Origin of the sequence: Nocardia sp. NPDC051756, assembly GCF_040681495.1 — a bacterium.
Classification (GTDB): domain Bacteria; phylum Actinomycetota; class Actinomycetes; order Mycobacteriales; family Mycobacteriaceae; genus Nocardia.
Map to the genome: position 1 here is coordinate 1 of NZ_JBFAYV010000017.1, position 26,401 is coordinate 26,401.

Sequence of the window (26,401 nt, forward strand, 5' to 3'; positions counted from 1 at the left end):
GCGCGTGCTCGATCAGGCCTCAGGCGCACCAACTTTGGCCTCCGCCGTCAACATCGGCGCCTTCAACCTCGGCAACGCCATCTCCGCCTGGCTAGGCGGCCTGGTCATCGCGGCCGGCTTCGGCTACACCGCCCCCAACTGGGTCGGCGTCGTCCTGGTCCTCATCGCACTGGCCCTCGCCGTCTGGTCCGGCGCCCTCGAACGCCGCTCGACCACCCAATCCCCCACCGCCCCAACCGAACCCCGCATAGCCGTCACCCACCCCTGATCTACCCCGCCGCGCCGGCAATACCCCTCTGCGCCCAGCTCACGACGCGCCGCCCATTCGAGTACTGCCGCACCCTTCGTCAAATCAGTACCCCTCACCAGCCCTTACGCAGCAAGAGCGACAAGCAACCACAGAACGAAACAGACCTGGCACTCGCCCCGCCACATCCGCTCAACAAGCGACCCAACGCCGAACGGGACACAGCCGGTCCGGTCCCCCCGACTTGGGCCGACACGTCCCATTCAGCGACAACCTCGCCACCCAACGGGACACCACTGAGCCAGTCCTGGCACTTTTGCACAGTCACGTCCCGCTCGACGAGCAGACTGACGCCGAACGGGACACCACCGAGCCAGTCCCCACCACTAACCGCAACCACGTCCCGCTCGGCGGGCGTGTGGCGCTGGACACGACGCACCCCGGGTCGCTGAGCGATCCGGGGTGCGTGCGTTAACGGGTTGGGGCCGTGGGTTATTCGACGGTGACGGACTTCGCCAGGTTGCGCGGCTTGTCCACGTCGTAACCGCGGGCCTGCGCCACCTCGGCGGCGAAGATCTGCAACGGGACCGTCGACAGCAACGGCTGGAACAGCGTTGGCGCCGAGGGGATCTCGATGAGGTCGTCGGCGAACGGGCGCACCGTGTCGTCGCCCTCCTCGGCGATCACGATGGTTCGCGCGCCGCGCGCCTGGATCTCGCGAATGTTGCTGAGCAGCTTGGAGTGCAGCACCGCGCGTCCCTTCGGGGACGGCATCACCACGATCACCGGCAGGCCCTCTTCGATCAGCGCGATCGGGCCGTGCTTGAGCTCGCCCGCCGCGAAACCCTCGGCGTGCATGTACGCCAGCTCCTTGAGCTTGAGCGCACCCTCCAGCGCCACCGGATAGCCGACGTGGCGTCCGAGGAACAGCACCGTCGACACGTGCGCCAGCTCGCGCGCGATCGCCCGCACCTGCGGCGCCGTCTCCAGCACCCGCTCCACCAGCTTCGGCATCGCCTCGAGCTCGGCGAACTCGCGGGCCACCTCGTCCGGGTACTTCGTGCCGCGCGCCTGCGCCAAGGCCAGCCCGACCAAGTAATTCGCGGTCACCTGGGCCAGGAACGCCTTGGTCGAGGCGACGCCGATCTCCGGCCCCGCCCTGGTGTAGAGCACCGCGTCGGACTCGCGCGGAATCTGCGCGCCGTTGGTATTGCAGATCGCCAGCACGCGCGCCTTCTGCTCCTTGGCGTGCCGCACCGCCTCGAGCGTGTCGGCCGTCTCACCGGACTGCGAGATCGCCACGACCAGCGTCGACCGATCCAGAACCGGGTCGCGATAACGGAATTCGCTGGCCAGCTCCACCTCGACGGGCAGCCGGGTCCAGTGCTCGATCGCGTACTTGGCCAGCAGCCCAGAGTGGTAGGCACTGCCGCAGGCGACCACGAAGACCTTGTCGAAGTCGCGCAGTTCCTGATCGGCGAGGCGCTGCTCGTCCAGCACGATCCGGCCCGCGCCGTCCTGGTCCACGCTGAAATGCCCGATCAGCGTGTCCGCCACCGCGGCGGGCTGCTCCTCGATCTCCTTGAGCATGAAGTAGTCGTGGCCGCCCTTCTCGGCGGCAGCCAGATCCCAGTCGATGGTGAACGGGCGGGTGCGCGCGGTCGCGTCCGCGCCGGCGAAATCGGTGACCGTGTAGCTGTCCGCGGTGATCACCACGGCCTGGTCCTGGCCGAGCTCGACCGCCTCGCGGGTGTGTTCGATGAACGCCGTGACGTCCGAGGCGATGAACATCTCGCCCTTGCCGACCCCGATGACCAGCGGCGTCGACCGGCGCGCCGCGAAGATCAGGTCCGGGTGATCGGCGTGGGTGAAGACCAGCGTGAACGCGCCTTCGAGCCGGCGCACCACCGCGAGCGCGCTGGCCGCGAAGTCACCCGCCGTCGGTCCCTCGGCATAAGCCCTGGCCACCAGGTGCACCGCGACCTCGGTGTCGGTGTCGCTGCGCAGCTCGACGCCCGCGTCCTCCAGCTCCCGGCGCAGCGGGGCGAAGTTCTCGATGATCCCGTTGTGCACGACCGCGACCTTGCCGCTGTCGTCGCGATGCGGATGCGCGTTGCGATCGGTCGGCGCGCCGTGCGTCGCCCACCGCGTGTGTCCCATTCCGGTGCTGCCCGCGAAGCGCGCGACCCCGATTTCGGCGAGTTCGGCCTCCAGATTCGCCAGCTTGCCTGCCTTGCGTTCCACTGCCAGCGCACCGGCGCCGTCGACGATCGCCACACCCGCGGAGTCGTAGCCGCGATATTCCATGCGGCGCAACGCGTCAACGACAACGCCGAGCGCGTCCCGGTATCCGACGTACCCCACGATTCCGCACATGGCTCACCAGAGTACTTATCGGATAACGTTCTCGTCGTGTCGGCGTCTGTGAAATCACTCCTGAGCACCCTGACCAGCCGCGGCCCCCATCGGGTGCTGCGCGGCAATTTGGCCATCGCCGGGCAGCCGGGGGTGGTATTCACGCCCGAATCGGGGCTCAACCTGCCCGCCGTCGCGTTCGGGCACGGCTGGCTGACCAGCGCCGCGAACTATCGACAGCTACTCGAACACCTCGCGTCCTGGGGTTTCGTGGTCGCCGCCCCCGATACCGAGCGCGGGCCGATCCCGTCACACCTCGGCCTGGGCACTGACTTGCTTACCACCCTGGACATCTGCACGGGTGTGCGGCTCGGCGACGGCACCATCAGCGTGCATCCCGACCGGCTCGCCCTGGTCGGCCACGGCATGGGCGCGGGCGCCGCCGTCATCGCCGCGACCCAACGCCAGGTCGCCGCGGTCGCCGCCCTGTTCCCGGCTCCCACCGCTCCGTCGGCGGAAAACCTCGCCCCCGACCTGGACACGCCCGCGCTGATCCTGGCCGGCGCCACCGATCTCGCCTCGGTCAGCTCCAACGCCATCCCCCTCGCCACCGCGTGGGGCGGTCGCTCGGTCTTCCGCGCCATCGACGGCGCCTCCCACAACGGCATCATCGAGGGCCGCCGCGTGCTGGCCGCCGTCGGCGCGGGCAAACACGAATCCAAAACCGCCCGCACCACCCGAGCCCTGCTCGCCGGCTACCTACTCGCCACCGTCACCGCCGACAAGACCTACAAGGCGTTTGCTGACCCGGAAGCGGAGATCCCACACACCGCGGTCATCGACCCGGAAGCCAAGGAAGAGCCGAAGGCCCCCAAACTCAAGATCGGCCAACTCGCCGGCCTGCTCCGGCGGTAACACCCGCACTACGGCACAGCCAGACAACCTGATCTGAGACCGCACACCCTTTGTCCAAGCTGCACACCCGCTATAGAGGGTGTGCAGCATGTGCAAACGGCGTGCAGCACCCAACTCGCCCCGCAAACGGCGGAATCCGCACCCTAACTCGGGATCCGCACTCTAACTCGGGATCCGCACTGACTTTAGGGCCCTATTGTCGGTGCGGATCCCGAGAGAGGGTGCAGATCTTCGAGGGGACCGGCTGCCGGGGTGCTTCGCAGGCAGGTTCACTATCTGGCCCCCTTTTCGAACCACCACGAAACCGCCGGCCGACCACGCTCTTGTCCGAAGCGCTTGTGACGGGACCACAGCCAGATGACCACGCTGGAACGCGAGACCGCGTGCCTGACGGATAACTAAAGCCGGGTACGGCACACGACGTGCCCAGCACTACTTCAGTGAAAACCGGTGTAGGTCTTCAGTTTTACTGGCCAGGTCAGCCTGGGATGTCCTTAGTTGTACCTACCGGGTAGGTGTACCTGCTCCAAGGGGAAAGATCCGCGGTGCGGGCCTGGTTCGTAGTTCTGAAGACTTGTCCCAGGTTTTCACTGGAGCAGTGCTGGGCGCGTCAGGTGGGGTACCCGGCTTACCTCCCGCTGTTGGTATGGGCAACGTGGGAGTTCCGGCGTGGTCACTTGGCTGTGGTCCGGTTCAGAGAGGCTTGGGACAAAGACGACTCGGGTCATGGCGTCGCTGGGTGTATTCGAGGTGAGTCAAATGGTGGTTGGGTGCGTCGAGGGGAGTCATAAGGTCGTTCCAGTTATTGAGGGGAGTCATATGGTTGCTGTTGAAGATCAACTAGCGACCATTTGACTCACCTCGATGGCGGCTACCCCCGATAGCTCAGATCAGCCAGGTTTCGCGCTGGTAGAACGCGGCTTCTTCGTCCTCCTGGTCGACCGGGAGGACGTCGCGGTTGGCTTTGCGGGCGGCGATGGAGCGGGCGATGGCTTCGCGCTGTTCGCGGGCTTCGGTTTCGAGGCGTTCTCGCTCTTCGGCCTCGGCGCGCGCCTTGGCCAGCTCGTCCGCGTGTTCGGCGAGGAACTCGTGCATGTCGGTGGCGGCGGCGTCGGCGAGTTCGCGGCTGGTGTCGGCGGTCCGCCGGTTGATCTGCTCGAGTTCGTCCAGCAGCAGGGCCGAGCGGCGGCGGCATTCCTCGGCGGCGCGCTCGATCTCCTCGGCGTAACTCACGATCTCGGTTCTCCCCGATCCGCAGGTGGACGACATCAGCTCGCGGCTCCGCGCACACGCGCTCCCGGCCGCGTCCGCACTAGGCTACCGGCTCAGCGGCACGCTGTGGCGTGCTCACAGTGGTCCGGCCTCGGCCAGATCGCCCATCGGACCGGCCTCGGCCAGTTCCGCGCCGCTGTCGAACGGGGCGTCCGGATTCTGTTCGCCCGGCATGCGTTTGGGCTTGTGCTCGCCGTCTTCTTCGCGCCGCAAGGGTGGTGGGGTGCCGGTGCGCGCGCTCGGCTGGCCGGCGTTCTCTTCCTCGGCGGCGGGCGGCTTCTCGACCGGCTTCTGCTGCTCCGGTGCGGACGGCGCTGGGTCCACAGGCGACTTCTCACCCGGCTTTTCCTGGTCCGGCGCGGCCGGGGCCTGATCCCCGGGCGACTTCTCCTTCTCCGGCGCGGACGGGGTGTGGTCGGTGGGCTTGTCACCGGGCACCGCGTCGTCCTTCGGCTCGTTCACCGAGATGACCGGCATCCCGTGCTCGTCCAGCTTCACACTGAACTCCTGCGCCTTCCCGTCCCCCTCGGACATCACCAGCTTCAGCTGCCCGTCGGCCATCTCGAACTTCAGATGCTTACCGGCAACATCGAATTCGGCCGCGGGCTTACTGTCCGGCTTGCCGTCGCCGTCCTTGTCGACCTGCGTCGGCTCGATGAGCCCCTCGACCATCTTCACCGCGTCCTCGGCCCCGTCCTTGATGATCCCGGTCAAGGAACTGACCCCGGCATCGACAAGGCTGCTGATCCCAGATGCCAAGGGCGACAACTGACTCGCCACTTGGCTGAGCGCGGGCAAACCCTCCAGTGACGAGGTATTCGGGGTCGACGGCGTGACAGGCGTCGAGGGCGTGTTCGGTGTCGACGGAGTGCTCGGTGACGACGGAGTGCTCGGTGACGACGGCGCAGGCGTAGTACTCGCCGGCGCAGTAGGCGACGAGGGCGTCACCGGCGTCGACGGAGTACTCGGTGTCGACGGCGCAGGCGCAGTACTCGCCGGAACCGTCGGCGCGGCAGGGCTATCCGACTTCGGCACCCCCGACTCTTTCGGCGTCCCCTCACTTTTCGGCTGCTCCGGCGTCGGCTGCTGCACCGGCACCCCCGCCGGACGCGGATACGAAGCAACCGAAACCTGGCCCAGCGCACTGACTATCGGCGCATAGACCTGCTTGACCGCCGTATCGGTCAAATCACATGCCGCAGTGAACTTCTGCACCTTCGCCAGATATTCCGGCTTGAACACGTTGTCCAGCCAATGCTGACAACGCGCCTGAATATGCTGCTGATAGTCCGACCCTGGCAGGATCCCGAGGACATTCCGGGCCGCCCAGGCATCGGATCCTCCGGTCAGATCCGGAAAGATTCGGCCGAGCTTGCTGAGCAAACTGTCGTCTTGCCAGCCATTGCTGACCGCGATGCTCGTGCCGGAAATGATGTCGTCGATGTCTTCCGGCGACTTCTCGGCGATCTTGACGCTCTCGCCGTTCTCCAGGATGTAGCGCACGACGTCGGCTTTGATCTTGACCGCGGAGCGCAGTCCATCCCCCGCCGCCGCGATCGCCTTCCACGCTTCCCCCGCGGCCTTCCAGTCGATGCCCGCCTGGTCGACCTGCTGGTTCAGCATGGCGCTCGCCGCTTCGGCAGCCGCACCTTCCCAACAGCCCCACAGGGCCTTGGCTTGGCCACGCTGCACGTCCAGCTGAGCGCCCGCGTCTTGCAGCACGACCTGGAGCTTCGCCGCGACGTTGCGCAGCTTGTCCTCGTTCAACCCGTTCTGCTCGTAGAACCGCTTGTGCAGCTGCTGATAGGCAGGCAAGCCGGCGGTATCGCCGAATGCGCGCTTGAACCGTGGTTCGAACTTCTCGAAGTACAGCAGGCTCCGCGACCCGATATTCAGATACTCGGCGACGGGCGCGTAGGCGGGAACGTCGAAAGTCATGGCCGCCCTTACGCCTTGCTGCCATGGTCGAGCTTCGCGATGTCGAAGGAGGCCTCTTGATCGGTGTTCGAGTACTTCACCACCGCGGCCCCCACCACATCACCGGTGGCCAGCGTCGCCTCGGACCAGTTACCGAGCCACTTGTAGATCGCGTCGAGCCCGGCCTGGATCTGACGTCCCTGATCGGCGTAGTTCTCGCCCGCATCGGCCGGGCCGAACGTGGCGTCGGCCACGTCCTTCGCGCGATTGCGCACGGTCTGCCCGGACGTACTCAGGTCATTGCCGAGACGCCCCAACTCCCCGGTCTTGACGCCGACCAACTCGGATCCGGCCACGCGATCCCCTCCGTCCCTGCGTCGTGCACGATCTCCCCGGACTTACGTCGGCGCCGGGCGTCCCCATACTTCCTTCGACGCGCCTCGCCGACGTTCGGTTCCATCGAATTCGCAGAGCGGTGCCGAACCGGCTCGACGGATCTAGGTGCCGATCTTCCCGTGATCGGTGCGCACCCACTCCGAGGACCCGTCCGGATGCCGATGGAACTCCCACGCGGCGTAATCGCCGTCGTTCTCCACCACCGTGACGTGGTCGGCGAGCCCATCGTGGTCGTAATCGGTCCATACCTGCATGGCATCGCCACCGTTGGTGGTGATGGTGTCGAGCGTGCCGTCCCCATCGATGTCCTGCGTGGGATGGTGCAACTCGACCGCGCCGAGGCCGTCCAGCGACGAGGACGCGTCGATGCCGGGCAGTTCCAGACCCGGCAATTCACCCGAGGTGATCATTACTCCTCCTCAGCAGGACTCGTGGGGCTGTCATCCAATGACCCGACAACAACGCTATCGCTCCATCCTGACATCCATGGGTGCCCGACGCAGCCCCCTGGCCTCACTTCTTCGGCATCAGCAGCCACAGCACCAGGTAGACGATGAACTGCGGGCCGGGCAGCAGGCAGGAAACAACGAACAGCAGGCGCACGACATTGGCATTCCAGCCGAGGTAGTCGGCGATGCCGCCGCAGACTCCGGCGATCCATTTGTCCTGGGTGGAGCGGGTGAAACGGCGGGCAGGTGCGGTCATGGTCTTGTCCCTCTCTGGTGATGATCTCTTCGAACTCCACTCTGCCGAGCCGCACGCCGCGCCGCATCGGTCCCTGGGGCGATGCCGACCCTGATTTCCAGTACCCAGGGGTCAGGGTGCAACCCCGAGTGGCCGAGCAGGTACGGGTCCACGGCAGACTTGGGCCAGTGAGCACCACTTTGCACGCGCGCGGATTGTCCGCGGGCCACGGCGAACGCACCCTGTTCGACGACCTCGATCTCACTCTGGCCCCGGGTGACGTGATCGGCCTGGTCGGCGCGAACGGCGCGGGCAAGTCGACGCTGCTGCGCATGCTCGCGGACCGGCACACCCCGACCGGCAGCATCACCCTGAGCCCGCCCGACGCCACCGTCGGCTACCTCGCGCAGGAACCCGAGCGGGTGGCCGGCGAGACGGTGCTCGAATTCCTCGGTCGCCGAACGGGAGTCACGGCCGCCCAACAGACGATGGACACCGCAGCGGAACGCATAGCCGACGGTGGCGAAGACGAATACACACCCGCACTCGAACGCTGGCTCGCCCTCGGCGGCGCGGACCTGGACCAACGCGCCGCCGAAGTCGCCGCCGATCTCGGCCTGACCGCCAGCCTGCCCAACGGCCTGGACACCCCGATGACCGGCCTGTCCGGCGGCCAAGCCGCACGCGCGGGCCTCGCCTCGGTGTTGTTGTCCCGCTTCGACATTCTGTTGCTCGACGAGCCGACCAACGATCTCGATCTGGACGGCCTGGCCCGCCTGGAACAGTTCGTCACCGGCGTCCGGGTACCGCTCGTGGTGATCAGCCACGACCGGGAGTTCTTGGCGCTGACCGTGAATCGCATCGTCGAACTGGATCTCGCGCAGCAACAGGTCGGCCTGTACGACGGCGGTTACGAGGCGTATCTGACCGAACGCGAGATCGCCCGCCAGCACGCGCGCGAGGCCTACGAGGACTTCGCCGACACCAAGGCGGGCCTGGAGGCGCGGGCGCAGATGCAGCGCAACTGGCTCGAACACGGTGTGCGCAACGCGCGTCGCAAGGCCCGCGACCCGAAGAAGGTCGACTCGGACAAGGCCGGCCGCAAGATGCGCGCCGAATCCACCGAGAAGCAGGCCGCCAAGGCCCGGCAGACGCAACGCCGCATCGAACGCCTGGACGCGGTCGAGGAGCCGCGCAAGGAGTGGGAGCTGCGGATGACCATCGGCAACGCGCCGCGCAGTGGCTCGGTGGTGGCCACGCTGTCCGACGCGACGGTCACCCAGGGCGATTTCACCCTCGGCCCGATCACCCTCCAGGTCGACTGGGCCGACCGGATCGTGCTGACCGGCGCGAACGGCTCCGGCAAATCCACCCTGCTCGCGTTGCTGCTCGGAAAGATCAAGCCGCACACCGGATCCGCCACACTCGGTTCCGGCGTGGAGATCGGCGAGGTGGATCAGGCGCGCGGCCTGTTCCGCGGAAGCACCTCGCTGGCCGACACTTTCGGCGCGCAGATGCCGGACTGGCCGGACGCCGAGGTCCGCACGCTGCTGGCCAAGTTCGGCCTGCGCGGCTCACATGCGTTGCGCGCCTGCGAAACCCTGTCCCCCGGCGAGCGCACCCGCGCCGCCCTCGCGCTGTTGCAGGCGCGCGGGGTGAACCTGCTCGTGCTCGACGAACCGACCAACCATCTGGACCTGCCCGCCATCGAACAACTCGAGCAGGCCGTCGAATCCTTCACCGGCACACTGCTGCTGGTCACCCACGACCGCCGGATGCTGGACACCATCCAGGCGACCCGCCGCTGGCACATGGACTTCGGCAAGCTCACCGAAACCACCTGACCAGCGGCGCTGCCGATCAGACGGAGGCGACCCGCTTGGCGAGGTCGTCGGCGAGCTGCCTGGCCTGGGCCGGATCGGTCGCTTCGACCATCACCCGGACCAACTGCTCGGTACCGCTGGGACGCAACAGGACTCGGCCGGTGTCACCGAGGATGCGTTCGGCTTCCAGCACCGCGTCGCGCACCTCGGGCGCCGCCGCGACCAGCGACTTGTCGCTGACCGGCACGTTCACCAAAACCTGTGGCACGGTGTGCAATACGCCGGACAGGTCGGCCAGGCTGCGCCGGGTCCTGGCCATCCGGGCCATCAGTTTCAGGCCGGTGAGGATGCCGTCGCCGGTGGTGCCGAACTTCGGGAAGATGACGTGCCCGGACTGTTCACCGCCGAGCGTGTACCCGCCGCGGCGAAGTTCCTCCAGCACATAGCGGTCGCCGACGGCGGTGGTGAGCAAGGTGATTCCGGCTTCCCGCATGGCGATGTGCAGGCCGAGATTGCTCATCACGGTGCCGACCAGGGTGTCCTTCGCCAGCTCACCGGCCTCGTACAGGTCGAGGGCGAGAATCGCCAGGATCACGTCTCCGTCGACGACATTGCCGTCTGCGTCGGCCGCGAGGCAGCGGTCCGCGTCACCATCGAGCGCCAGACCCAGGTCGGCGCCGTGCTCGCGCACCGCCCGCTGCACCATCTCCAAATGCGTTGAGCCGCAACCATCGTTGATATTGAGGCCGTCCGGCTCGGCGTTGATCGCGATCACCGTCGCGCCCGCCTCCCGGAACGCCGCGGGCCCGACCTCGGCGGCCGCGCCGTGCGCGCAGTCGACCACCACGGTCAGCCCGGTCAGGTCCTGCGCGGTCGCCTCGACGAGGTGCTCGACGTAGCGCTCGTGCGTGCCCGCGATGCTGTACTGATCGGGAATGGTCTGCCCGTGGTCGCGCGCGCCGGACGCGTTGACCACCCGGCCGATGCCGCGTCCGGTCGGTCGCACCGCGACGTCCTCGGCGAGCAGCGCCTCGATGCGGTCCTCGATCGCGTCGTCGAGCTTGTGCCCGCCGGCCGCGAAGATCTTGATGCCGTTGTCCGGCATGGGATTGTGCGAGGCGGAGATCATCACGCCGAAGCACGCGTCGTAGAGCCCGGTGAGGTAGGCGACGGCAGGCGTCGGCAGCACGCCGACCTGAAGCACGTTCACCCCGGTGGCGGTCAGGCCCGCGGTCACCGCGGCCTCCAGCATCTCACCGCTGGCGCGCGAGTCGCGGCCGACCACCGCGAGCGGGCGTTCCTTGCCGCTGCTCAAGATCTGGGCGGCCGCACCCGAAACGCGCAGCGCCAGTTCCGGACTCAACGACTCGTTGGCCAGCCCACGGATTCCGTCGGTGCCGAACAAACGTCCCATACCTCAGCCCCTCATCGGTGGATCCGCGGCGCGCCCGAAGGCGACAGCCGGTGATGCCACGAGGGCATCCGAAACGCCGCGGCTTGATACAGCACGAGAGCAGGCGACCAGCCGATGCCGGAAGCCTGCTCTCGCACAGGTTGCCCGCCGACCGTACCGCCCCCGGCACCTCCAGGGTGCCGGATGACGGTGGTCGGCGAAGCCAAAATCAGCGCTTCGAGTACTGCGGCGCCTTACGGGCCTTCTTCAGGCCGTACTTCTTACGCTCGACGGCACGCGGGTCACGCGTCAGGAAGCCGGCCCGCTTCAGGGCGGGGCGGTCGTCCGGGGTGACCTCGATGAGCGCGCGGGCAATGGCCAGACGCAGGGCGCCGGCCTGTCCCGACGGGCCGCCACCGTGCAGCAGGGCGACGATGTCGAAGTTCTCGGCCCGCTCGACGGTCACCAGCGGCGACTTGACCAGCTGCTGGTGCACCTTGTTCGGGAAGTAGTCCTCGATGGTGCGGCCGTTGAGCACGAAGTTGCCGGAGCCCGGCACCATGCGCACGCGAACGACGGCTTCCTTACGCCGGCCGACGGTCTGCACCGGGCGGTCGATCACGATCGGGGCGAAGGTCTCCGCGGCGACCTCGGCCTCTTCGTAGCCTTCGCCGTCCTCGACAACCTCGACGGCGTCGAATTCCTCGACGACGGCTTCTTCGTTGAATTCCTCAGGAGCGGTCACTGGGCCACCTGCTTGATCTCGAACGGAATGGGCTGCTGAGCGGCGTGCGGGTGGTTCGGGCCTGCGTAGACCTTCAGCTTGCCCGCGATCGCGTTGCCGAGCTTGTTCTTCGGGATCATGCCCTTGACGGCCTTCTCCACGAGCCGGTCCGGACGGCTCTCCAACACCTGACCGACAGTGCGCGACTTGAGGCCGCCCGGGTGCCCGCTGTGGTGGTGGATCAGCTTGTCCGCCTTCTTGTTGCCGGAGATGGCAACCTTGTCGGCGTTGATGATGATGACGAAATCGCCACCGTCGAAGTTCGGTGCGTAGGTCGGCTTCGTCTTGCCACGCAGCAGATTCGCTGCTTGAACGGCGAGACGGCCGAGCACTACGTCAGTGGCGTCGATGACGTACCACTGCCGGGTGACGTCACCAGCCTTGGGGCTGTACGTAGGCACAGTGCTTCCCTGTCTGTAGTCGGTGTTGCCGGCCAGGCATGTGGTCGAAGCTCCCGGCGGCCGGTGGAGACCCGGGGTTCGATTGCACGACCGGTTTCCCGGTCGCCCATACGCCAACGAGCCACAATACCAGCCCGGATCTACCAGCCGAAATCGCGTCAGATCTGGATCGGTGGCCCTGGATCGATGGCCCGCCGCGGGCCGGGGAGCAGGAAGCGCAAGGTGTCGACGCTCGGCTGCCCGCAGTCCGGATCCGCGGCCTCGCGGTCGGGCCGACTCGCCGTCGGGCCGCGGGTGGACGAGATGCCCGGCCGGACCTCGTTGGTCACGTACGGCATCAGCGGGCACACCGTCGGACCGGCGGGCGCCGGCGCCGCGAGGCTCACCTCGGCCGCGGTCAGCTCGACCTGATCGGTACCGGTCGGCAGCGCGACCACGGCCAGCGCCAGCGCGCCGACCACCGTGTGCGCCCCGAACAGGTTGTCCTTCATCTTGTTCCACAGCTTCCCCTTGCGGGGACGGCCTTCGTCGTCGTCGTCGTCGGACTCCGGCTCGCGCCATTGCCCCTGCCGCCCTTGCTCGGCGGGATCGGACTGCGGCGCCTGATACGACCGCGCACCGGACGGCTGGGCGGGCGGCGGACCGCTCTGCGGCGCGCTGCTGCCGGGCGGACGACCCGGCTCCTCCGGGTACTGCCCCGGCGGCCGGGTGAACCGGCTGCCCAGCTCGGCCAGATTCGGCGGCAGGCCGCGCTGGACCTCGTCGCGGGTGATCCTGGTCGTCGGTTCCTCACCCTGCGTCGGATAGCCGGGCCCGTACTGCACGGGCGGCACCGTTCGCGGCGGGGACGGATCCATGTGGGGCTGTGGCACGTCCGTTCGGCGCTGTGAGGACTCCGCTTGGCGCTGTGCCGATTCGGCCTGCCGATGCGCGGCACCGGCCTGACGCTGTCCCGGCGCGGCCTGCTGCGGCGCGGATTCCGCCCGGTAGTGCCCGGCCGGATCGCGATACTGCGGTCCCGGATCCTGGAACTGCGTGGGGTCGACACGCGGCTGCGCGGGTTCGGCATGCCGGCCCGGCGGTGTCGCTGGTTCCGGCTCTTCGGCTTCGGTGTCGGTCACCAGCAGGTGGGCCGCGCCGAGCACGAGCGCGTGCATCGGATGATCGGCAACCTGGAGCCGGTGGCCGAGATGGTTCTGGAAGGCCAGTCGCAGCGCGTCGTTGAAACACACGTTGCCCGATAGCAGCACCGTCGAGGTGTCCGCGCCGATCGAGCGGGCCGCGGCCATCACCTCGATCACCACGTTGTCCGCGGACCTGGCGTCGCGCATGGACTCCATGGTCACCGGCACGTCGACCGATTCGGTCGGCTGTTCGTCGTCGCCGTGCACCGCGACCACCAGCACGGTCCGGCCGTCGGAGTAGACGCCGGTCGCGCCGATGCCGTGCGGTCGCGCCTGATCCGGCGGATGCACCAGCCCGAGCGCGCGCACATAGCCGGACAACGCGACGCTCTCCGGCAGCGGCTCGACGGTCACGTCGAGCTGTTCCACCAGCGCGGCGTACACCTCGACCTTCTCGTCCGGCCAGCCGTCCGGGAACGGCAGCGCCACCAGATCCGGCTTGCCGCGCAGATGCTTGCCGATCGAGGCGAGCGGGTTGTACATCCTGGCCCGGAACACCAGTTCGGCAGGCCAGGTCGCCCCGGCCACCACGATCTGTGGGTGGCCGAGGATGTCGCGCACATCGGCGATCGCCATGCCGAGGTCCGGGCGCTGCCGGTCCACGCCGGCGGTGTGCAACCGACCCGACGAATCAGCCAGCAGATACGCCGGCGGTGTCCACATACCCTCCACCTGGACCGGGCGGATCGGTGTGCCACCGCCACCCGCGGCCACGGACACCACATCCCAGCCGAGATGTACTGCCCCTACTCGCACCGTCACAGGCATAAGTGTGCCTGGTGTGCGGCCGAGATGCTTGCTGTTGTCCGGAGCCCCCGGTAGTGGCCGGAAAATCGCTCGCCCATCACGCGGCCGACGACTTCAGTCGCAACCGCCGCCAGGTGAGCACGGCGAGCACCAGGGTGATCAGCAGCAGCACGCCGACGTCCAGGGCCCAGATGCCCGGCGTGTGCTGCCACAACGTGTCCGGCTGCGCGTTGAGGAATACCTCACGAATGTTCACCGTCGAGGCGCCGGACGCGTAACCCCAGCGCGCCGGGAACAACCAGGACACCTGCTCGAGCACGACACGGCCGGTGACCGGGATCAGCCCGCCCGCCATCACCAGCTGCACCATGATGGCGACCACCAGCAGCGGCATCACCTGCTCGTTCGACTTGGCCAGCGACGAAAGCAGCAGTCCGACAACGACACAGCACACCGCGGTCAACGCGATATCGATGTACAACTCCGCGCTGCCCGAAGACAGCACCGCGCCCTCACCGGGCCGCTTCTTCCCGGCGAGCACGATGCCGACCAGCACCGCCGATTGCAGCAGCGCGGTGATGCTGAACACGGCGATCTTCGCGGACAGATACGCCGACGGCAGCAAGCCGACCGCGCGTTCGCGCTGGAAGATGGTGCGCTCGCCGACCAGATCACGCACGGTGAGCGTGGATCCCATGAAGCACGCGCCGAGGATCAAAACCACGAGTAGCTGCTGGGTTTCGCCGCCGCCGGTGGGCACAAAAGTGCCGTCCGGCAACGCCTTCAGCGCGCCTCGCTGGAAACCGTCCTTGCCCGGCACCACCAGCGACAGCGCGCCGAGAATGAACGGCAGGATCACCAGGAACGACAGGTAGCCGCGGTCGGCCAGGATCAGCCGCATCTGCCTGCGCGACAACGTCGAGAACTGTTTGCCGCCACTGGATTGCGGTGGCGAGCCCGCCGACCCGTATTGCTGAGGGGGCGGTGGCGGCGGTGGCGCGAACGCCTGCCTGGATCGATAGGCGGCGAACGCCTGATCCGGGTTGGCCGCCACATTGGCGAAGATCTCCGCCCAGTCGCTGGTGCCGAGCGCGTTGCCGACCCCGGCCGGGTTGCCGCAGTAGGCGGTCTTGCCGCCGGGCGCGAGCAGCAGCACCTGGTCGCACATGTCGAGGTGGGCGATGGAGTGGGTCACCACGATCACCACGCGGCCGGCGTCGGCCAGCTCGCGCAGCATCACCATCACCTGCCGGTCCAGCGCCGGGTCCAGGCCCGAGGTCGGCTCGTCCAGGATCAGCAGCGAGGGACCGGTGAGCAGTTCCAGCGCGACCGAGGCGCGCTTGCGCTGGCCGCCGGAGAGCCGGTCCACCCGGGTGTCCGCGTGCTCGGTCAGTGAAAGCTCTTTCAGCACACCGTCGATCACCTGTTGCCGGTCGGCACGGCTGTTGTCCGGCGGCAGCCGCAGCTCGGCCGCGTAGCCGAGCGCCTGCCGCACCGTGAGCTGGCGGTGCAGCACATCGTCCTGCGGCACCATGCCGATCCGGGAGCGCAGCGCCTCGTACTCGGCGTGCAGATTGCGGCCCTCGAAGGTGACCACACCGCCGGACGGACGGGTGGTGCCCGCGATCAACCGCGACAGCGTCGACTTGCCCGCGCCGGACGGACCGATCAGCGCGGTCAGCGTGCCCCGGCTGGCCTGCATGTTCACGTCGACTAGCAGCTGCTTGTTGCCCTCGACGGTGAAGCCGACCCCGTGCACCGCGAGCCCCTGCTCGGCCACCGGCTTCTGCCGGAGCACCAAAGTGCCCTGCTGCACGACGAAGTCGATGTTGCCGATGGTGATGATGTCGCGCTCGCGCAGCACCGAGCGCTGCTGGCGGTGGCCGTTGACGAAGGTGCCGTTGGCCGAGCCGAGGTCCTCGATGGTCAGTCCGTCGGACGCGGAGACCAGGCGCGCGTGCTTGCGCGAGGCCAGCGGATCGTTGACCACGATCTGGTTGTCGGAAGTGCGGCCGATGGTCAGGCCGCCGGCGGGCAGCCGGTCGCCGCGCGCGATCGCCGCGGTGGAGGCGCGGGCGCGCACCGGCGGCATGTTCGAGGTGTCGGCCCGGGTGGTCAGGTTGACGTTGATCTGCGGCGGCGCGTCCTGCGGCGGCGGATACACCGGGCGCTGGAACTGCTGGGCGGGCCGCTGGCCCGACATCGGCTGACCCGCCATCGGCTGCTGGCCCGACTGCGGTGGCCGCGCCGAGGGACGCTGCGGGGGTTGCGGATTGGCCGGCAACAGATGGAGCAGCGGACCGCTGATCGCGTCACCGAGACGGACCTGGGTCGGCCGGTCGATCGACACCGGCTGGCTGAGTCTGCGCGCGTCCACGAACACACCGTTGGTGCTTCCGTTATCGCTCAGCACCCAGGCACTACCCTGCCACGTGAGCGTCGCGTGCACCCGTGATACCAGCGGGCTGTCGACGAAAAGCGTCACCTCCGGCGCACGGCCCATGGTGACCTGCTGGCTCGAATCGAATACTCGTTCGTTTCCATCATGGCGCACGGTGATGGTCTGCGCCCCCGGTGAAGACATGCAGCGGATACTATTCCATCACCCGGACATCGGCGGTGCCCCCGACGCGCCTTTTGCCCCGATCCGGCGACCGATGTGAACGTGATACCGGCCGACGAGGGGGAGCCTTGCCGAAAGTCCGTGCGACGGCGATCATTACCGCCGCGCTGCTTGTCGTGGTGCTGGTCGCGGGCTGCACCAGGCTGATCGACGGCCGTGCCGTCTCCATCTACGACGACCCGTTCAAGGTGGCCGGACTGCCGACCACCAGCGGTCCGAGCGGACCGCGCCCCGGGGTCGAGGACAGCACGCTCACCGCAACCAACGGCGACGGCGGCCCCGAGGACACCTTGGCGCTCAACGCCGTCGACGACATCCAGACCTACTGGCACGCCGAATTCGGCAAAGAGTTCCAGAGCGGCGACTTCAAGCCGGTCGACACGCTGCTCTCCTGGAGCGCGAAGGCGCCCCGCAGCGATGCCCGCGAATTCTGCAAGGAAACCACCTTCCACCTGGTGAACGCCGCCTACTGCCGGCTGGACAACTCCATCGGCTGGGACCGCTCGGTGCTGCTGCCCGCCATGACCGAGACCTTCGGCAAGATGGCCGTGGTCATGGTGCTCGCGCACGAGTACGGGCACGCGGTGCAGACCATGGCCCGGCTGGTCGGCGCCAAGGACCCGGTGATCGTCAAGGAACAGCAGGCCGACTGCTTCGCCGGCGCGTTCATGCGCTCGGTCGCCGAAGGCAAGTCCAAGCACTTCACCATCAACACCTCCGACGGCCTGAACTCCGTCCTCGCCGCCACCGTGGCCATCCGCGACTCCGACCCCGACGACCCGGAAAGCGTGCACGGCTCGGCCTTCGAGCGGGTCACCGCCGTTCAGGTCGGTTTCACCGACGGCCCGAAGGGCTGTAAGCGGATCGATATGGACGAGATCAACCAGCGGCGCGGCAACCTGCCGAAGGACTTCGCCAACGACACCGGCCGCGGCGAATACGAGATCAACAAGGAGACCCTGGTCGAGCTCAGCAAGGCGCTCGCCGCGCTGCTGCCGACCAAGCCGTCCCCGACCTACGACTACTCCAGCGCCAAGATCGCCTGCCGCAACGGGGTCGCCACCGAACCGGTCAGCTACTGCCCCGACACGAACACCATCGGCACCGACATCCCCGCCCTCGCCCAGCGTGGCGCGTCCAACTGGGACGTGGACGACCCGCTGCCGCTGAAGGTGACCGGCGACTACAACGGCTACATCGTCTTCATCTCCCGCTACACCCTCGCGGTCCAGCAGCACAACGGCCAGGAACTCGTCGGCGCCAAGACCGGCCTGCGCGCGGCCTGCCTGTCCGGCGTCATCACCGGCAAGCTGGCCGCGCCGAACCGCCCGGCCGCGCAGGGCGACATCGGTCTCGCCGCAGGCGATCTCGACGAAGCGGTCTCCGGCCTGCTCACCGACGGCCTGGCCGCCAGCGACGTGCAGGGCAACACTGTCCGCAGCGGCTTCGCCCGGGTCGACGCGTTCCGCGCCGGCGTGATCAACGGCGAAAAGACCTGCACGTCAAGGTATTCGTAGTCGGCTAGCCGCCGAAGGGCGGCGGGGCGGAGTGTTCGAAGCGCAGGACGCGGTTGCCGAGCATGACCTCGGCGCCGGGCACCAGGACCATGGACTGGTTGGGGGCCAGGCGAATCCAGTCGCGGTAGCCGGGCAGGCGGGTGCGCGTGCCGTTGGTGGAGCCGCGATCCACCACGGTCACATCCCAGTTCAAGAGATGGACCTCGGCGTGGGCGCGGGACATGCCGCCGGAGGAGTCGTCCACCCGTAGCGGGATCAGGCCGCGTTGCGCGGCGTCGGAATGTTCCGGGTCGCGGCCGATTACCGCGTCCGCGGCGAGCACGTAGGTCATGCCGTCGTCGAGGATCAGGATGCCCAGCGGCGGGCGGACCACCTCGATCAGCGCCTGGGTCTGGTCCACCGGCATGCCGCACACCGTGCAGAACGCCGCGCGCGGATCGCTGGGATGCGCTCTGGCGCACTTGAATCCCATCACCTTGACGGTGAGCGTGGTGGCCTTCGCCGTCGCCTCCAGCCGCCGCTGCAACTCCGGATCGGGCGGCGCGGCCGGATTGGTGCCGCTCACCTCGGTATGCGCCCGGTGCGGGTCGTCGTCGAGGCCGTGCGCGGCGGTCGAGCGCTGACTTCCGGTGTGTGGCTGCGGTTCTTGCGGCTGTGGTTCGGGCGGCGGCTCGTGGTCGATGCGCGCGGTCGGCAGCAGTTCCTCGTCGTCGCGCCGATGCGCGCCCTCGCGCGGCACCCCGGTCAACGCCCTGGTTCGCACCTCTTCGGACCAGATGATCGCCCCGCCGGCCTGCGCGATGCCCTCGACCAGCCAGCCGATACCGCGCTGCGCAGGCAGTTCGGGGATGCGGCCCTTCGCGTCGTCCACGAACAACGCGACGGCTCGCGCAGGCACACCGGCCACCCGATCCACGGTGAACGCCGCGTCACTGCCCCGATGCCGCTCGACCGTGCCGTCCCCGGCCAGCACCGCGGTCACCGCGCCGTGCAGGAATATCGCCACCCCGCCGTTTTCCGCGGTGGACAGGATGCCGAAGTCGATCGGCTCCCCCGGACTGATCTGCTCGGCCTGCTTCATCAGCCACCGCGTGGCCTGGCGGGCGATCACCGCGCCGGGCCCCTTCGGCTCGTGCCCGGCCGCCTCGCGCACCAGCTCGGCCAGCGATTCCACGGCCAGCGCGGCCGGTGAATCCTGGGTCAACCTGCCCCGTCCGCGATGCCCGACGACGACGAGCGCCCCGGCGACGCGCACCACCGCGTGACCACCGACGACGACCTCGACCTGCCGATCCATCAGAGGTATCGGCCTCGACCGAAGGCACTGTCCAGGGGCGTCGTCACAGAAACCAGGGTATTGCAATCCCACAACTATCGACCCCCCTCCCAGGCGTCCGTCCGGTAACTTCAGTGACAGCACGTGAAGAAACGAGGGCCCGTCATGGTTCGGACATCGCGAATCGCGCTTGCCGCGTCGTGTATCGCATTGGCTGGTCTTCTGACCGGGTGCGGCGGCGTACGAGGCACCGCTACGGCGGGCGAGGTCGACGTACGCCAGCTAGAGGTCGGCACCTACGCGGTGGACCGGCACCAGTACAACCAGGACCCCGGCGACAAGGGCGCGCTACTCGAGGGCATGCGGATGTCCGACGCGGTGGTGCCGACCGTAGTGATCGATCCGTCGCTCAAGGTGGGCCGGGGCAGCACGGTGGTGGCCGACGCCGACCAGGCGCTCGATTTCGTGGCCAAGTCCTCCAAGCCGGTGTTCGACGATCGCAAGCTGCTCACCGGTTACGCGGCCAGCGGCGCCGACCAGCCCGACCCGGCCGGGCAGACCAACCCGGCCCCGGACGCGACCGCGGTGACCACCGCCCTGTTCCGCTTCCCGGATCCGGCGATCGCCAAGCTCGCCGCCCGCGAGCTGGAAGACGTGGATATCACCATCTCGCCGGACAATCGCAAACTGCCGTCGACCAAGTACCCGGACGCCTACATCCATTGGCGCCCAGGCGTTCCCACCGTGGGCACCTTCATGGCCTACAAGGAATTCGTCATCTCCCTGTTCATCCAGCGCCCGCGCGCCGACAGCGCCGACCTGACCGGCTGGGTCGACAAGGCGCTCGCCGCGCAGGTCACCCAGCTGGACAAGTTCCAGGCGACGCCGCAGGAGAAGATCAAGGACCTGAAGGTCGATCCGGACGGACTGCTCGCCCGGGTCGCGGTCAGCGACCGCAAGAACCGCGCGCCCGACCCCGCCGTCTTTGCCATCTTCGGCCCGCGCCACATGGTGCACCGCGCCGAGGACGAATCCGCGCACCTGCGCCTGGTCGAGGAGGCGGGCGTCGACCGTCAGGCGGTCGCCGACGACAGTTACGTCGCCCGCACCAGGGACACCACCGCCGCCCAGAAACTGGCCGACGGTCTGATGGAAAGCGAAGGCGCACACTACGACACACTCGGCGCACCGAAGGACGTGCCCGGCGCCAAATGCCTGCAACTCAACGGCAAGGGCAACCCGGACCGCGAATACAAGTACCGGTGCTACGTCGCGTACAAGCGTTATGTGGGTGTCGTCACCAGTGACAAAGAACCGGATGTCCGGCAGAAAGTGGCCGCGGAGTACGCGCTGCTCGCGAACAGTTTGTGAGCCGAACCCCGAATGTTGTGACCGGGTGTCGCGTCACGCGGTGACGTAGGATTCCGCGGGAACCACAGTCGTCAGGGGAGGGATGTTGCAGCTCCGCGCGAAATCGATGCCGCGCCGGACGGCGTATGCCCTGATCACGGCGGTGATCCTGACGATTGCCGCCGTTGGTTGCGGATCGGATGAGCCGCGTGCGGATACTCCCGTCGCCGCGGTCGACCTCGACAAGCTGGACGTCGGCAATTACGACGCGAAGCCACGTCAATTGGGTGCGGTGAAAAGCCTCGAGCAGGCTCGGATAATCGAAGCGGAACGGCTCGGCAATTTCGTGCCCGTACCGCTGGATATCGACCCCCGATTCGCGCACAGCAATCCGTTCGTCGCCACGGTATTCACCGACCCGAAGTACGCCCTCGACCACAGCATGGCCGTCGACCGGTTCGCCGAGGCCGCGCCCGACTTCGTCGCCGGCTTCCAGAGCTACGGCCGCACCGAGGAAGACAACCGGGGCATCGACCTGATGAACGCGGTGCTGATCTTCCCGGACGAGCAGAAGGCCACCGACGCCGCCGCGGCGCTGGAGCGGGTCGATCACGAGGCCAACGACCGGAATACCACCGTCGAGATACCGAAATACCCTGCCGCGCACGCACACTGGCAGCCGAACCAGCAGTCGATCGGATCCTGGTATGCCACCGGCAAATTCGTCGTCTACACGTGGATCTACGACTACCTGAAGATTTATCTGGAGAAGGTCGATCTGCCCGCGATGCTGTCGCTGGTGCAGAAGAGCCTCGACACGGTGGTCCCGGCCATCGCCAAGTTCAGCCCGACCCCGCCCGACAAGCTCATGGAACTGCAAATCGATCTCGACGGCATGCTCAACCGCACCATCGCGCGGCCGAAGGAAGACTCGTGGCTCAATCCGCCCGGCGCCTTCAATGCCCGCACCGCACTGCATTTCGTCAATGATCCGCCCGACGCGCTCCGCTATCTGGAGAAAGCGGGCGCCGACCGGTACGCGTCGAACGGAGTGGAGCTCTACCGGGCCCGCGACGCCGCCGCGGCCGCGACCTTGCAGAAAGACATGGGTGGTCTGACCAAACGGTTCAAGAGTTCCGCCGCGCCGGCGAATCTGCCCACCGCCGACTGCCACGAATACATCGGACGAACGACCATGGCGATCCGCTTCTACTGCTCGGTGTCCTACGACCGCTACGCCGCGTTCTCGGCATCGCACCAATTGCTGGACGCCCAGCAGCGGATCTCGGCCGAGTACACGTTGCTGGTGAATACCAAATGAGGCGCGCGGTGTTGTTGTCGCTCGCCGCTGTGGTGACGGCGAGTCTTACCGCGTGCGGATCGACCGTGGCCGGAAGCTTCCAGCCCGCCGAGGTCGATATCCGCAACCTCGACACCGGGTCCTACGCCACCGAGCCGCCCAATGCGCACGATGACGATTACCGGCCCGATTTCACCTCCATGCCGCACATCGCCGCAATGCGATTGTCGGACTACGTGATACCGGCCTACGAAATAGATCCGCACCTGAAGTACGGCCAGCTGCCGTTCGAGATAACCCGCGGACTGCTGCCCGGCGAACTCGGTAGCGAAGGCGACCTGAAGCCGATCGCCGAACGGAACAAATTGCTGTTCGGTTTCAAGACCACCGGTTTCGATCAGAAGACGACGATCGTCCCGTCCGCCTGGCCGATCAAGACGACGCAGCACGCGACCACGATCTCGACGATGGTGATGCAGTTTCCCGATCCGGAGCGGGCGACGGCGGCGGCATCGCAGTTCTATGACGCGGATCTGAATGCCAACCGGGAGCAGAACCAGCCGGTGACGCTGCCGAATTACCCTACCGCGCATGCCCATTGGCGTCCGGGCACGCCGTTTCTGCGCGCCTTCCTGGCACACGGGTCCTACGTTGTCGCCTATCTGGTCTCCAGCAACGAACCGGAGCTGAACGCATTGCTCGGACTCGCCGAAAAGTCCTATGCCGCACAACTTCCCGCGCTGGATCAGCTGAAGCCGCTCACCGACGAAGAACTGTTCCAGTTGCCCTGGGATACCGACCGTCTGCTGAGCCGCGCATTGAATCCGAACAAGTCCGAACGACCGGCAATCGGCAGTCAAGCGCTCTACGGCCTGCGCGGCATCGTGCAGTACGCCGACGATCTGAGTATCGCGAAACAACGCTTCGGTGCGATGAACGCGGACCGGTTCGCCGTTTCCAACGGCACCATCGTGGCCCGCACGCCGGACTCCGCGGCGGCGAAGAAGATTGTCGCCGAACGCCGCACTCCCGCACCGACGACGCATGATGCCGATCCCCCGCCGAATGTCCCGGATTCCGCCTGCGTCGAGAACAAGCGTTCGGCCATGGATTTCGAGATAAAGCGATTCACCTGCATCGTCGCCTACCGCCAATACGCGGGCTTCGTGACCGGCGATCAGTTACTGGATGTGCAGCAACGCGCCGCCGCGCAATACGCGATATTCGCGAACAGCCGCTGATGCGACGCACCAGGCCCGCTCCGCGCGTTCCAGTATGCTGCCGCGTGGGGACCGACTCAGGAGATTGTGGATCATGGCGATAAGCCCCGGCACTATCGTGGGCGGGTACCGCGTCCAGGGCGTGCTCGGCGCGGGCGGCATGGGCACCGTCTACCTGGCCAAACATCCCAGCCTGCCGCGCATGGACGCGTTGAAGGTGCTCAGCGGCGAACTCAGCAACGACCACGAGTTCCGCACCCGCTTCGAGCGCGAGGCCAATCTCGCCGCCGGCCTCGACCATCCGAACATCGTCTCGGTCTACAATCGCGGTGAAGAAGACGGTCAGCTGTGGATCGCCATGCAGTACGTCGACGGCACCGACGCCTCCGCCGAGCTGGCCCGCGACAAGCGCGCGATGAATCCGCTTCGCGCCCTGCGGATTACCACCGAGGTCGGCAAGGGCCTCGACTACGCGCACCGAAAAGGCTTGCTGCACCGAGACGTCAAGCCGGCCAACTTCCTGCTCTCCTCCACCGAGGGTGACGAAGAACGCGTGCTGCTCACCGATTTCGGCGTCGCCAAGTCCAACGACGACACCACTGAGCTCACCCAGACCGGCAGCTTCGTCGCCACCATCGCCTACGCCCCGCCCGAGCAGCTGGTCGGCGGACACCTCGACCACCGGGCCGACATCTACAGCCTGGCCTGCGCCTTCTTCAAGCTGCTCACCGGCCGAAACCCTTACCCGGCAACGCAACCCGCGCTGGTCATGATGGGGCACCTGCACGAGCCGCCGCCGCTGGCCACCGCGGTCGATCCCAGCCTGCCCGCCGCCATCGATCACGTCTTCGCCAAGGCGATGGCGAAGGACCCCACCGCGCGGTACAACACCTGCCGTGAATTCACCGACGCGGCCGCGAGCGCCTTCTCCCCCGGCTATGTTCCGGCCCCGACAAGCACCTCGGGCAGCTATCCGGTTCAGTCCTACGATCCGCGGCCGAATACCGATCCGCGCGTTGCGTTTTCGGGTCCGCAGACGGTGGTGCCGCAGGCTCCCAACCGCAGGCGGTGGGTCATCGGCGCGGGGGCCGGTGTCGTCGTTGTCGCGCTGGCCGCGGGCCTGGGCATCTGGGGGCTCGGCGGTAATGACAAGTCCAGCACCAACATCGCGGCCACGACCACTGCGGCCAGCTCCACGGCCGCGGTGAGCGCGCTGCCGTCGAAGGAACAGGCCCGCGCGGCCAATCCAGCCTTCCGCGGCAAGACCATCACGGTGGTGGACGTGCAGCGCTCGGTCGATTTCAACAAACCGGTTTCGATCTTCCTGGGCGGCACCGCACAGTCGAAGTTCCTCGAGGACTTGGGCTTTGTCTACAACCCGGGCTACGTCGCGCAGGGTAGCGAACCGTCGCCGCGAGCGATGAAATCGGGAGACACACTGGAGGTTGCGGCCGACAGCTTCGTCCTCGCGGTTCGCACCGACGAAGACGCCGGAGGCGGCGGGCTACGCGGGCTGCCCTACCAGGTCGCGGGTACCCGTGCCACCGTCATCCCGCTCGACGATCCCGAGGCCGTGGCCGCATTCCGCAATTGGACTCCAGGCTCGGAACAGACACTCCTCGACAAGTTGGTCCCGCTGCTGCAGAAGCGCGTGAAGTAGTTCGAGCGGTGTCGCGGGACGACCGTCCCGGGTGTTATGTTGCCGAGCAACGATACGTCGCCGCAGGCCGAGCCAGCGCACGCGCGTATGCCGGGGGGATCATTGTTCGTTGGCTTGTCCTCCTGCTTGTCAGCCGATGGAGGGAACGATGCGAAGACCATTGAGAGCCCTGGCCGTCGGATTGGCAGTCCTGTCCCTGGGCACCGCAGGATGTGGGTCTGATTCCCCTACCCCGCCGCCCGCAGTCGACATCAGCCAGCTCGACGTCGGCAGCTACGCGACCGCACCACGCGAGATCGGCAAACCCGGATTCGACCGCGCACGGCTCAGCGAAGGCCAGCGCCTCGGCAGCTTCGTCTCGCTACCGATGGACATCGACCCACGATTCACCTCTCAGCCCTATTCCGAGACCAGTTCGTTGATGGCATTCATCGAAACCTTGTATAACCTCAACCTTTCCGCTGAGAGTTTCAAGGCGAATACACCGGGCTTCATAGCCGGCTTCTATAGCCTGGCGTACTCCGAGAATGAAATTTCACTCGCCACCTCCCTCACGAACACAGTGCTGCTGTTTTCAGATGAGCACTCCGCCACGTCGGCCGCCGCAGCTCTTGCTCCGGCTGTCGCGGCAAAGGAAGAACTGAGCGAACCGGTTGGCATCAGCAAGCACCGAGACGCTGTTGCGTACTGGAAACCGGGGACGCAGGAGCTCCACTCGTTCCAGGCGAGCGGACAGTATGTGATCTACACCGAGGTCAAAGACGCAGCCAAGATCGCGGTCGGCACCACCGATCTACCTGCCATGATCTCTCTCGTAGACAAGAGTCTCGATACGGTTGGCGCCCGGCTGCGCGAGTTCCGCCCAACACCGCCGGACAAACTGACCGATGTCCCTATGGATCACGACGGCATGCTCGGCCGCTCGCTTCCGCGACCGACCGAAGACGGTTGGCGCAACCCACCCGGACTGTACGATCGCGCGGGCGCGCTGAATCTGAGTAGCGATCCGGTACGAGACAAGAAACTGTTCGACGAGGCCGGCGTCGACTGGTTGGCGTATAACGCCGGGCACCTCTACCGCGCCGAAAATCCGAAAGGTGCGCAACTTGTCCGAGACGGCCACAGCGCACCAAACAAGCTGCATCGCCGGATCGGTCCGCCGAAGAATCTTCCCGACGCTCGCTGCCTCGAGTACCGCCCAAAGGACATACTGATCCCCAGATTTCATTGCGTGGTGGCATACGACCGGTACACCGCAGAAGTGTGGTCGGATCAGCTGATCGACGTATATCAACGGATCTCGGCGCAGTACGCGATGCTCGCGAAAGCGAAGTGAG

At 67.3% G+C, this 26,401-nt stretch carries 20 protein-coding genes and 1 pseudogene; 9 read left to right on the forward strand and 12 right to left on the reverse strand.

The genetic code is table 11. The features are described 5' to 3' along the window. Positions 1-268, forward strand: a pseudogene (locus AB0M22_RS42870) (MFS transporter); the annotation flags it as partial. A gap of 471 nt (positions 269-739) precedes the next feature. Here AB0M22_RS42870 and glmS read toward each other — a convergent pair. Continuing rightward, positions 740-2,623 (reverse strand): glutamine--fructose-6-phosphate transaminase (isomerizing), encoded by a 1,884-nt coding sequence (glmS, locus tag AB0M22_RS42875; protein ID WP_364739145.1) that lies wholly within the window; start codon positions 2,621-2,623, stop codon positions 740-742. A gap of 36 nt (positions 2,624-2,659) precedes the next feature. On the opposite strand from glmS, the gene AB0M22_RS42880 reads away from it, so the two are divergent. Then, positions 2,660-3,517 carry a dienelactone hydrolase family protein gene (locus tag AB0M22_RS42880; protein ID WP_364739147.1) on the forward strand — a complete coding sequence of 286 codons (858 nt, stop codon included), beginning with the start codon at positions 2,660-2,662 and terminating at the stop codon, positions 3,515-3,517. A gap of 885 nt (positions 3,518-4,402) precedes the next feature. On the opposite strand, the gene AB0M22_RS42885 is transcribed toward AB0M22_RS42880, so the two are convergent. From AB0M22_RS42885 to AB0M22_RS42905, 5 genes are all read right to left on the reverse strand, one after another. After that, positions 4,403-4,750, reverse strand: coding sequence for a hypothetical protein (locus tag AB0M22_RS42885; RefSeq protein ID WP_364739149.1), 348 nt, complete (start codon positions 4,748-4,750; stop codon positions 4,403-4,405). A 114-nt stretch (positions 4,751-4,864) separates the two neighbouring features. Further along, positions 4,865-6,727: a hypothetical protein gene (locus AB0M22_RS42890; protein ID WP_364739150.1), complete on the reverse strand. Its 1,863-nt coding sequence runs from the start codon at positions 6,725-6,727 to the stop codon at positions 4,865-4,867. An 8-nt stretch (positions 6,728-6,735) separates the two neighbouring features. Continuing rightward, positions 6,736-7,062 (reverse strand): hypothetical protein, encoded by a 327-nt coding sequence (locus AB0M22_RS42895; protein ID WP_150404200.1) that lies wholly within the window; start codon positions 7,060-7,062, stop codon positions 6,736-6,738. A 141-nt stretch (positions 7,063-7,203) separates the two neighbouring features. Continuing rightward, positions 7,204-7,512, reverse strand: coding sequence for a DUF6802 family protein (locus AB0M22_RS42900; protein ID WP_364739153.1), 309 nt, complete (start codon positions 7,510-7,512; stop codon positions 7,204-7,206). Between the two features lie 103 nt (positions 7,513-7,615). Further along, entirely contained in the window at positions 7,616-7,807 is a 192-nt protein-coding gene (locus AB0M22_RS42905; RefSeq protein WP_364739154.1) for a PspC domain-containing protein, read from the reverse strand. 167 nt (positions 7,808-7,974) lie between these two features. On the opposite strand from AB0M22_RS42905, the gene AB0M22_RS42910 reads away from it, so the two are divergent. Continuing rightward, positions 7,975-9,630 (forward strand): ABC-F family ATP-binding cassette domain-containing protein, encoded by a 1,656-nt coding sequence (locus AB0M22_RS42910; protein ID WP_364739156.1) that lies wholly within the window; start codon positions 7,975-7,977, stop codon positions 9,628-9,630. A gap of 16 nt (positions 9,631-9,646) precedes the next feature. Here AB0M22_RS42910 and glmM read toward each other — a convergent pair whose 3' ends face one another. From glmM to AB0M22_RS42935, 5 genes are all read right to left on the reverse strand, one after another. Continuing rightward, positions 9,647-11,023: a phosphoglucosamine mutase gene (glmM, locus tag AB0M22_RS42915; RefSeq protein WP_364739157.1), complete on the reverse strand. Its 1,377-nt coding sequence runs from the start codon at positions 11,021-11,023 to the stop codon at positions 9,647-9,649. A gap of 208 nt (positions 11,024-11,231) precedes the next feature. Beyond that, the gene (gene rpsI, locus AB0M22_RS42920) at positions 11,232-11,747 is read right to left on the reverse strand and encodes a 30S ribosomal protein S9 (protein ID WP_364739159.1); all 516 of its coding nucleotides are present in this window, start codon (positions 11,745-11,747) and stop codon (positions 11,232-11,234) included. Then, a complete protein-coding gene (rplM, locus tag AB0M22_RS42925; protein WP_107654232.1) occupies positions 11,744-12,187 on the reverse strand; it encodes a 50S ribosomal protein L13 in 444 nt (147 codons plus the stop codon). Before rplM ends, rpsI begins: the two co-directional genes overlap by 4 nt. A 158-nt stretch (positions 12,188-12,345) precedes the next feature. Continuing rightward, complete coding sequence (locus AB0M22_RS42930) at positions 12,346-14,133, reverse strand: hypothetical protein (RefSeq protein WP_364739162.1); 1,788 nt, start codon at positions 14,131-14,133, stop codon at positions 12,346-12,348. An 82-nt stretch (positions 14,134-14,215) separates the two neighbouring features. Further along, positions 14,216-16,702: an FHA domain-containing protein gene (locus AB0M22_RS42935; protein ID WP_364739164.1), complete on the reverse strand. Its 2,487-nt coding sequence runs from the start codon at positions 16,700-16,702 to the stop codon at positions 14,216-14,218. 107 nt (positions 16,703-16,809) lie between these two features. On the opposite strand from AB0M22_RS42935, the gene AB0M22_RS42940 reads away from it, so the two are divergent. Then, on the forward strand, positions 16,810-18,258 hold the full coding sequence (locus AB0M22_RS42940) for a metallopeptidase (protein WP_364739166.1): 1,449 nt from the start codon (positions 16,810-16,812) through the stop codon (positions 18,256-18,258). Between the two features lie 4 nt (positions 18,259-18,262). Here AB0M22_RS42940 and AB0M22_RS42945 read toward each other — a convergent pair whose 3' ends face one another. Continuing rightward, positions 18,263-19,555, reverse strand: a complete 1,293-nt coding sequence (locus AB0M22_RS42945; protein ID WP_364739168.1) for an FHA domain-containing protein — start codon at positions 19,553-19,555, stop codon at positions 18,263-18,265. Between the two features lie 189 nt (positions 19,556-19,744). On the opposite strand from AB0M22_RS42945, the gene AB0M22_RS42950 reads away from it, so the two are divergent. The 5 genes from AB0M22_RS42950 to AB0M22_RS42970 all read left to right on the forward strand — a co-directional run bounded on the left by AB0M22_RS42950 (position 19,745) and on the right by AB0M22_RS42970 (position 26,400). Next, positions 19,745-20,905: a hypothetical protein gene (locus AB0M22_RS42950; RefSeq protein WP_364739170.1), complete on the forward strand. Its 1,161-nt coding sequence runs from the start codon at positions 19,745-19,747 to the stop codon at positions 20,903-20,905. 82 nt (positions 20,906-20,987) lie between these two features. Then, a complete protein-coding gene (locus AB0M22_RS42955) occupies positions 20,988-22,205 on the forward strand; it encodes a hypothetical protein (protein ID WP_364739172.1) in 1,218 nt (405 codons plus the stop codon). A gap of 8 nt (positions 22,206-22,213) precedes the next feature. Beyond that, positions 22,214-23,425: a hypothetical protein gene (locus AB0M22_RS42960; protein WP_364739174.1), complete on the forward strand. Its 1,212-nt coding sequence runs from the start codon at positions 22,214-22,216 to the stop codon at positions 23,423-23,425. A 73-nt stretch (positions 23,426-23,498) separates the two neighbouring features. Next, positions 23,499-25,064 (forward strand): serine/threonine-protein kinase, encoded by a 1,566-nt coding sequence (locus tag AB0M22_RS42965; RefSeq protein WP_364739176.1) that lies wholly within the window; start codon positions 23,499-23,501, stop codon positions 25,062-25,064. Between the two features lie 148 nt (positions 25,065-25,212). Then, positions 25,213-26,400 (forward strand): hypothetical protein, encoded by a 1,188-nt coding sequence (locus AB0M22_RS42970; RefSeq protein ID WP_364739178.1) that lies wholly within the window; start codon positions 25,213-25,215, stop codon positions 26,398-26,400. The last annotated feature ends 1 nt before the right edge of the window (position 26,401 follow it).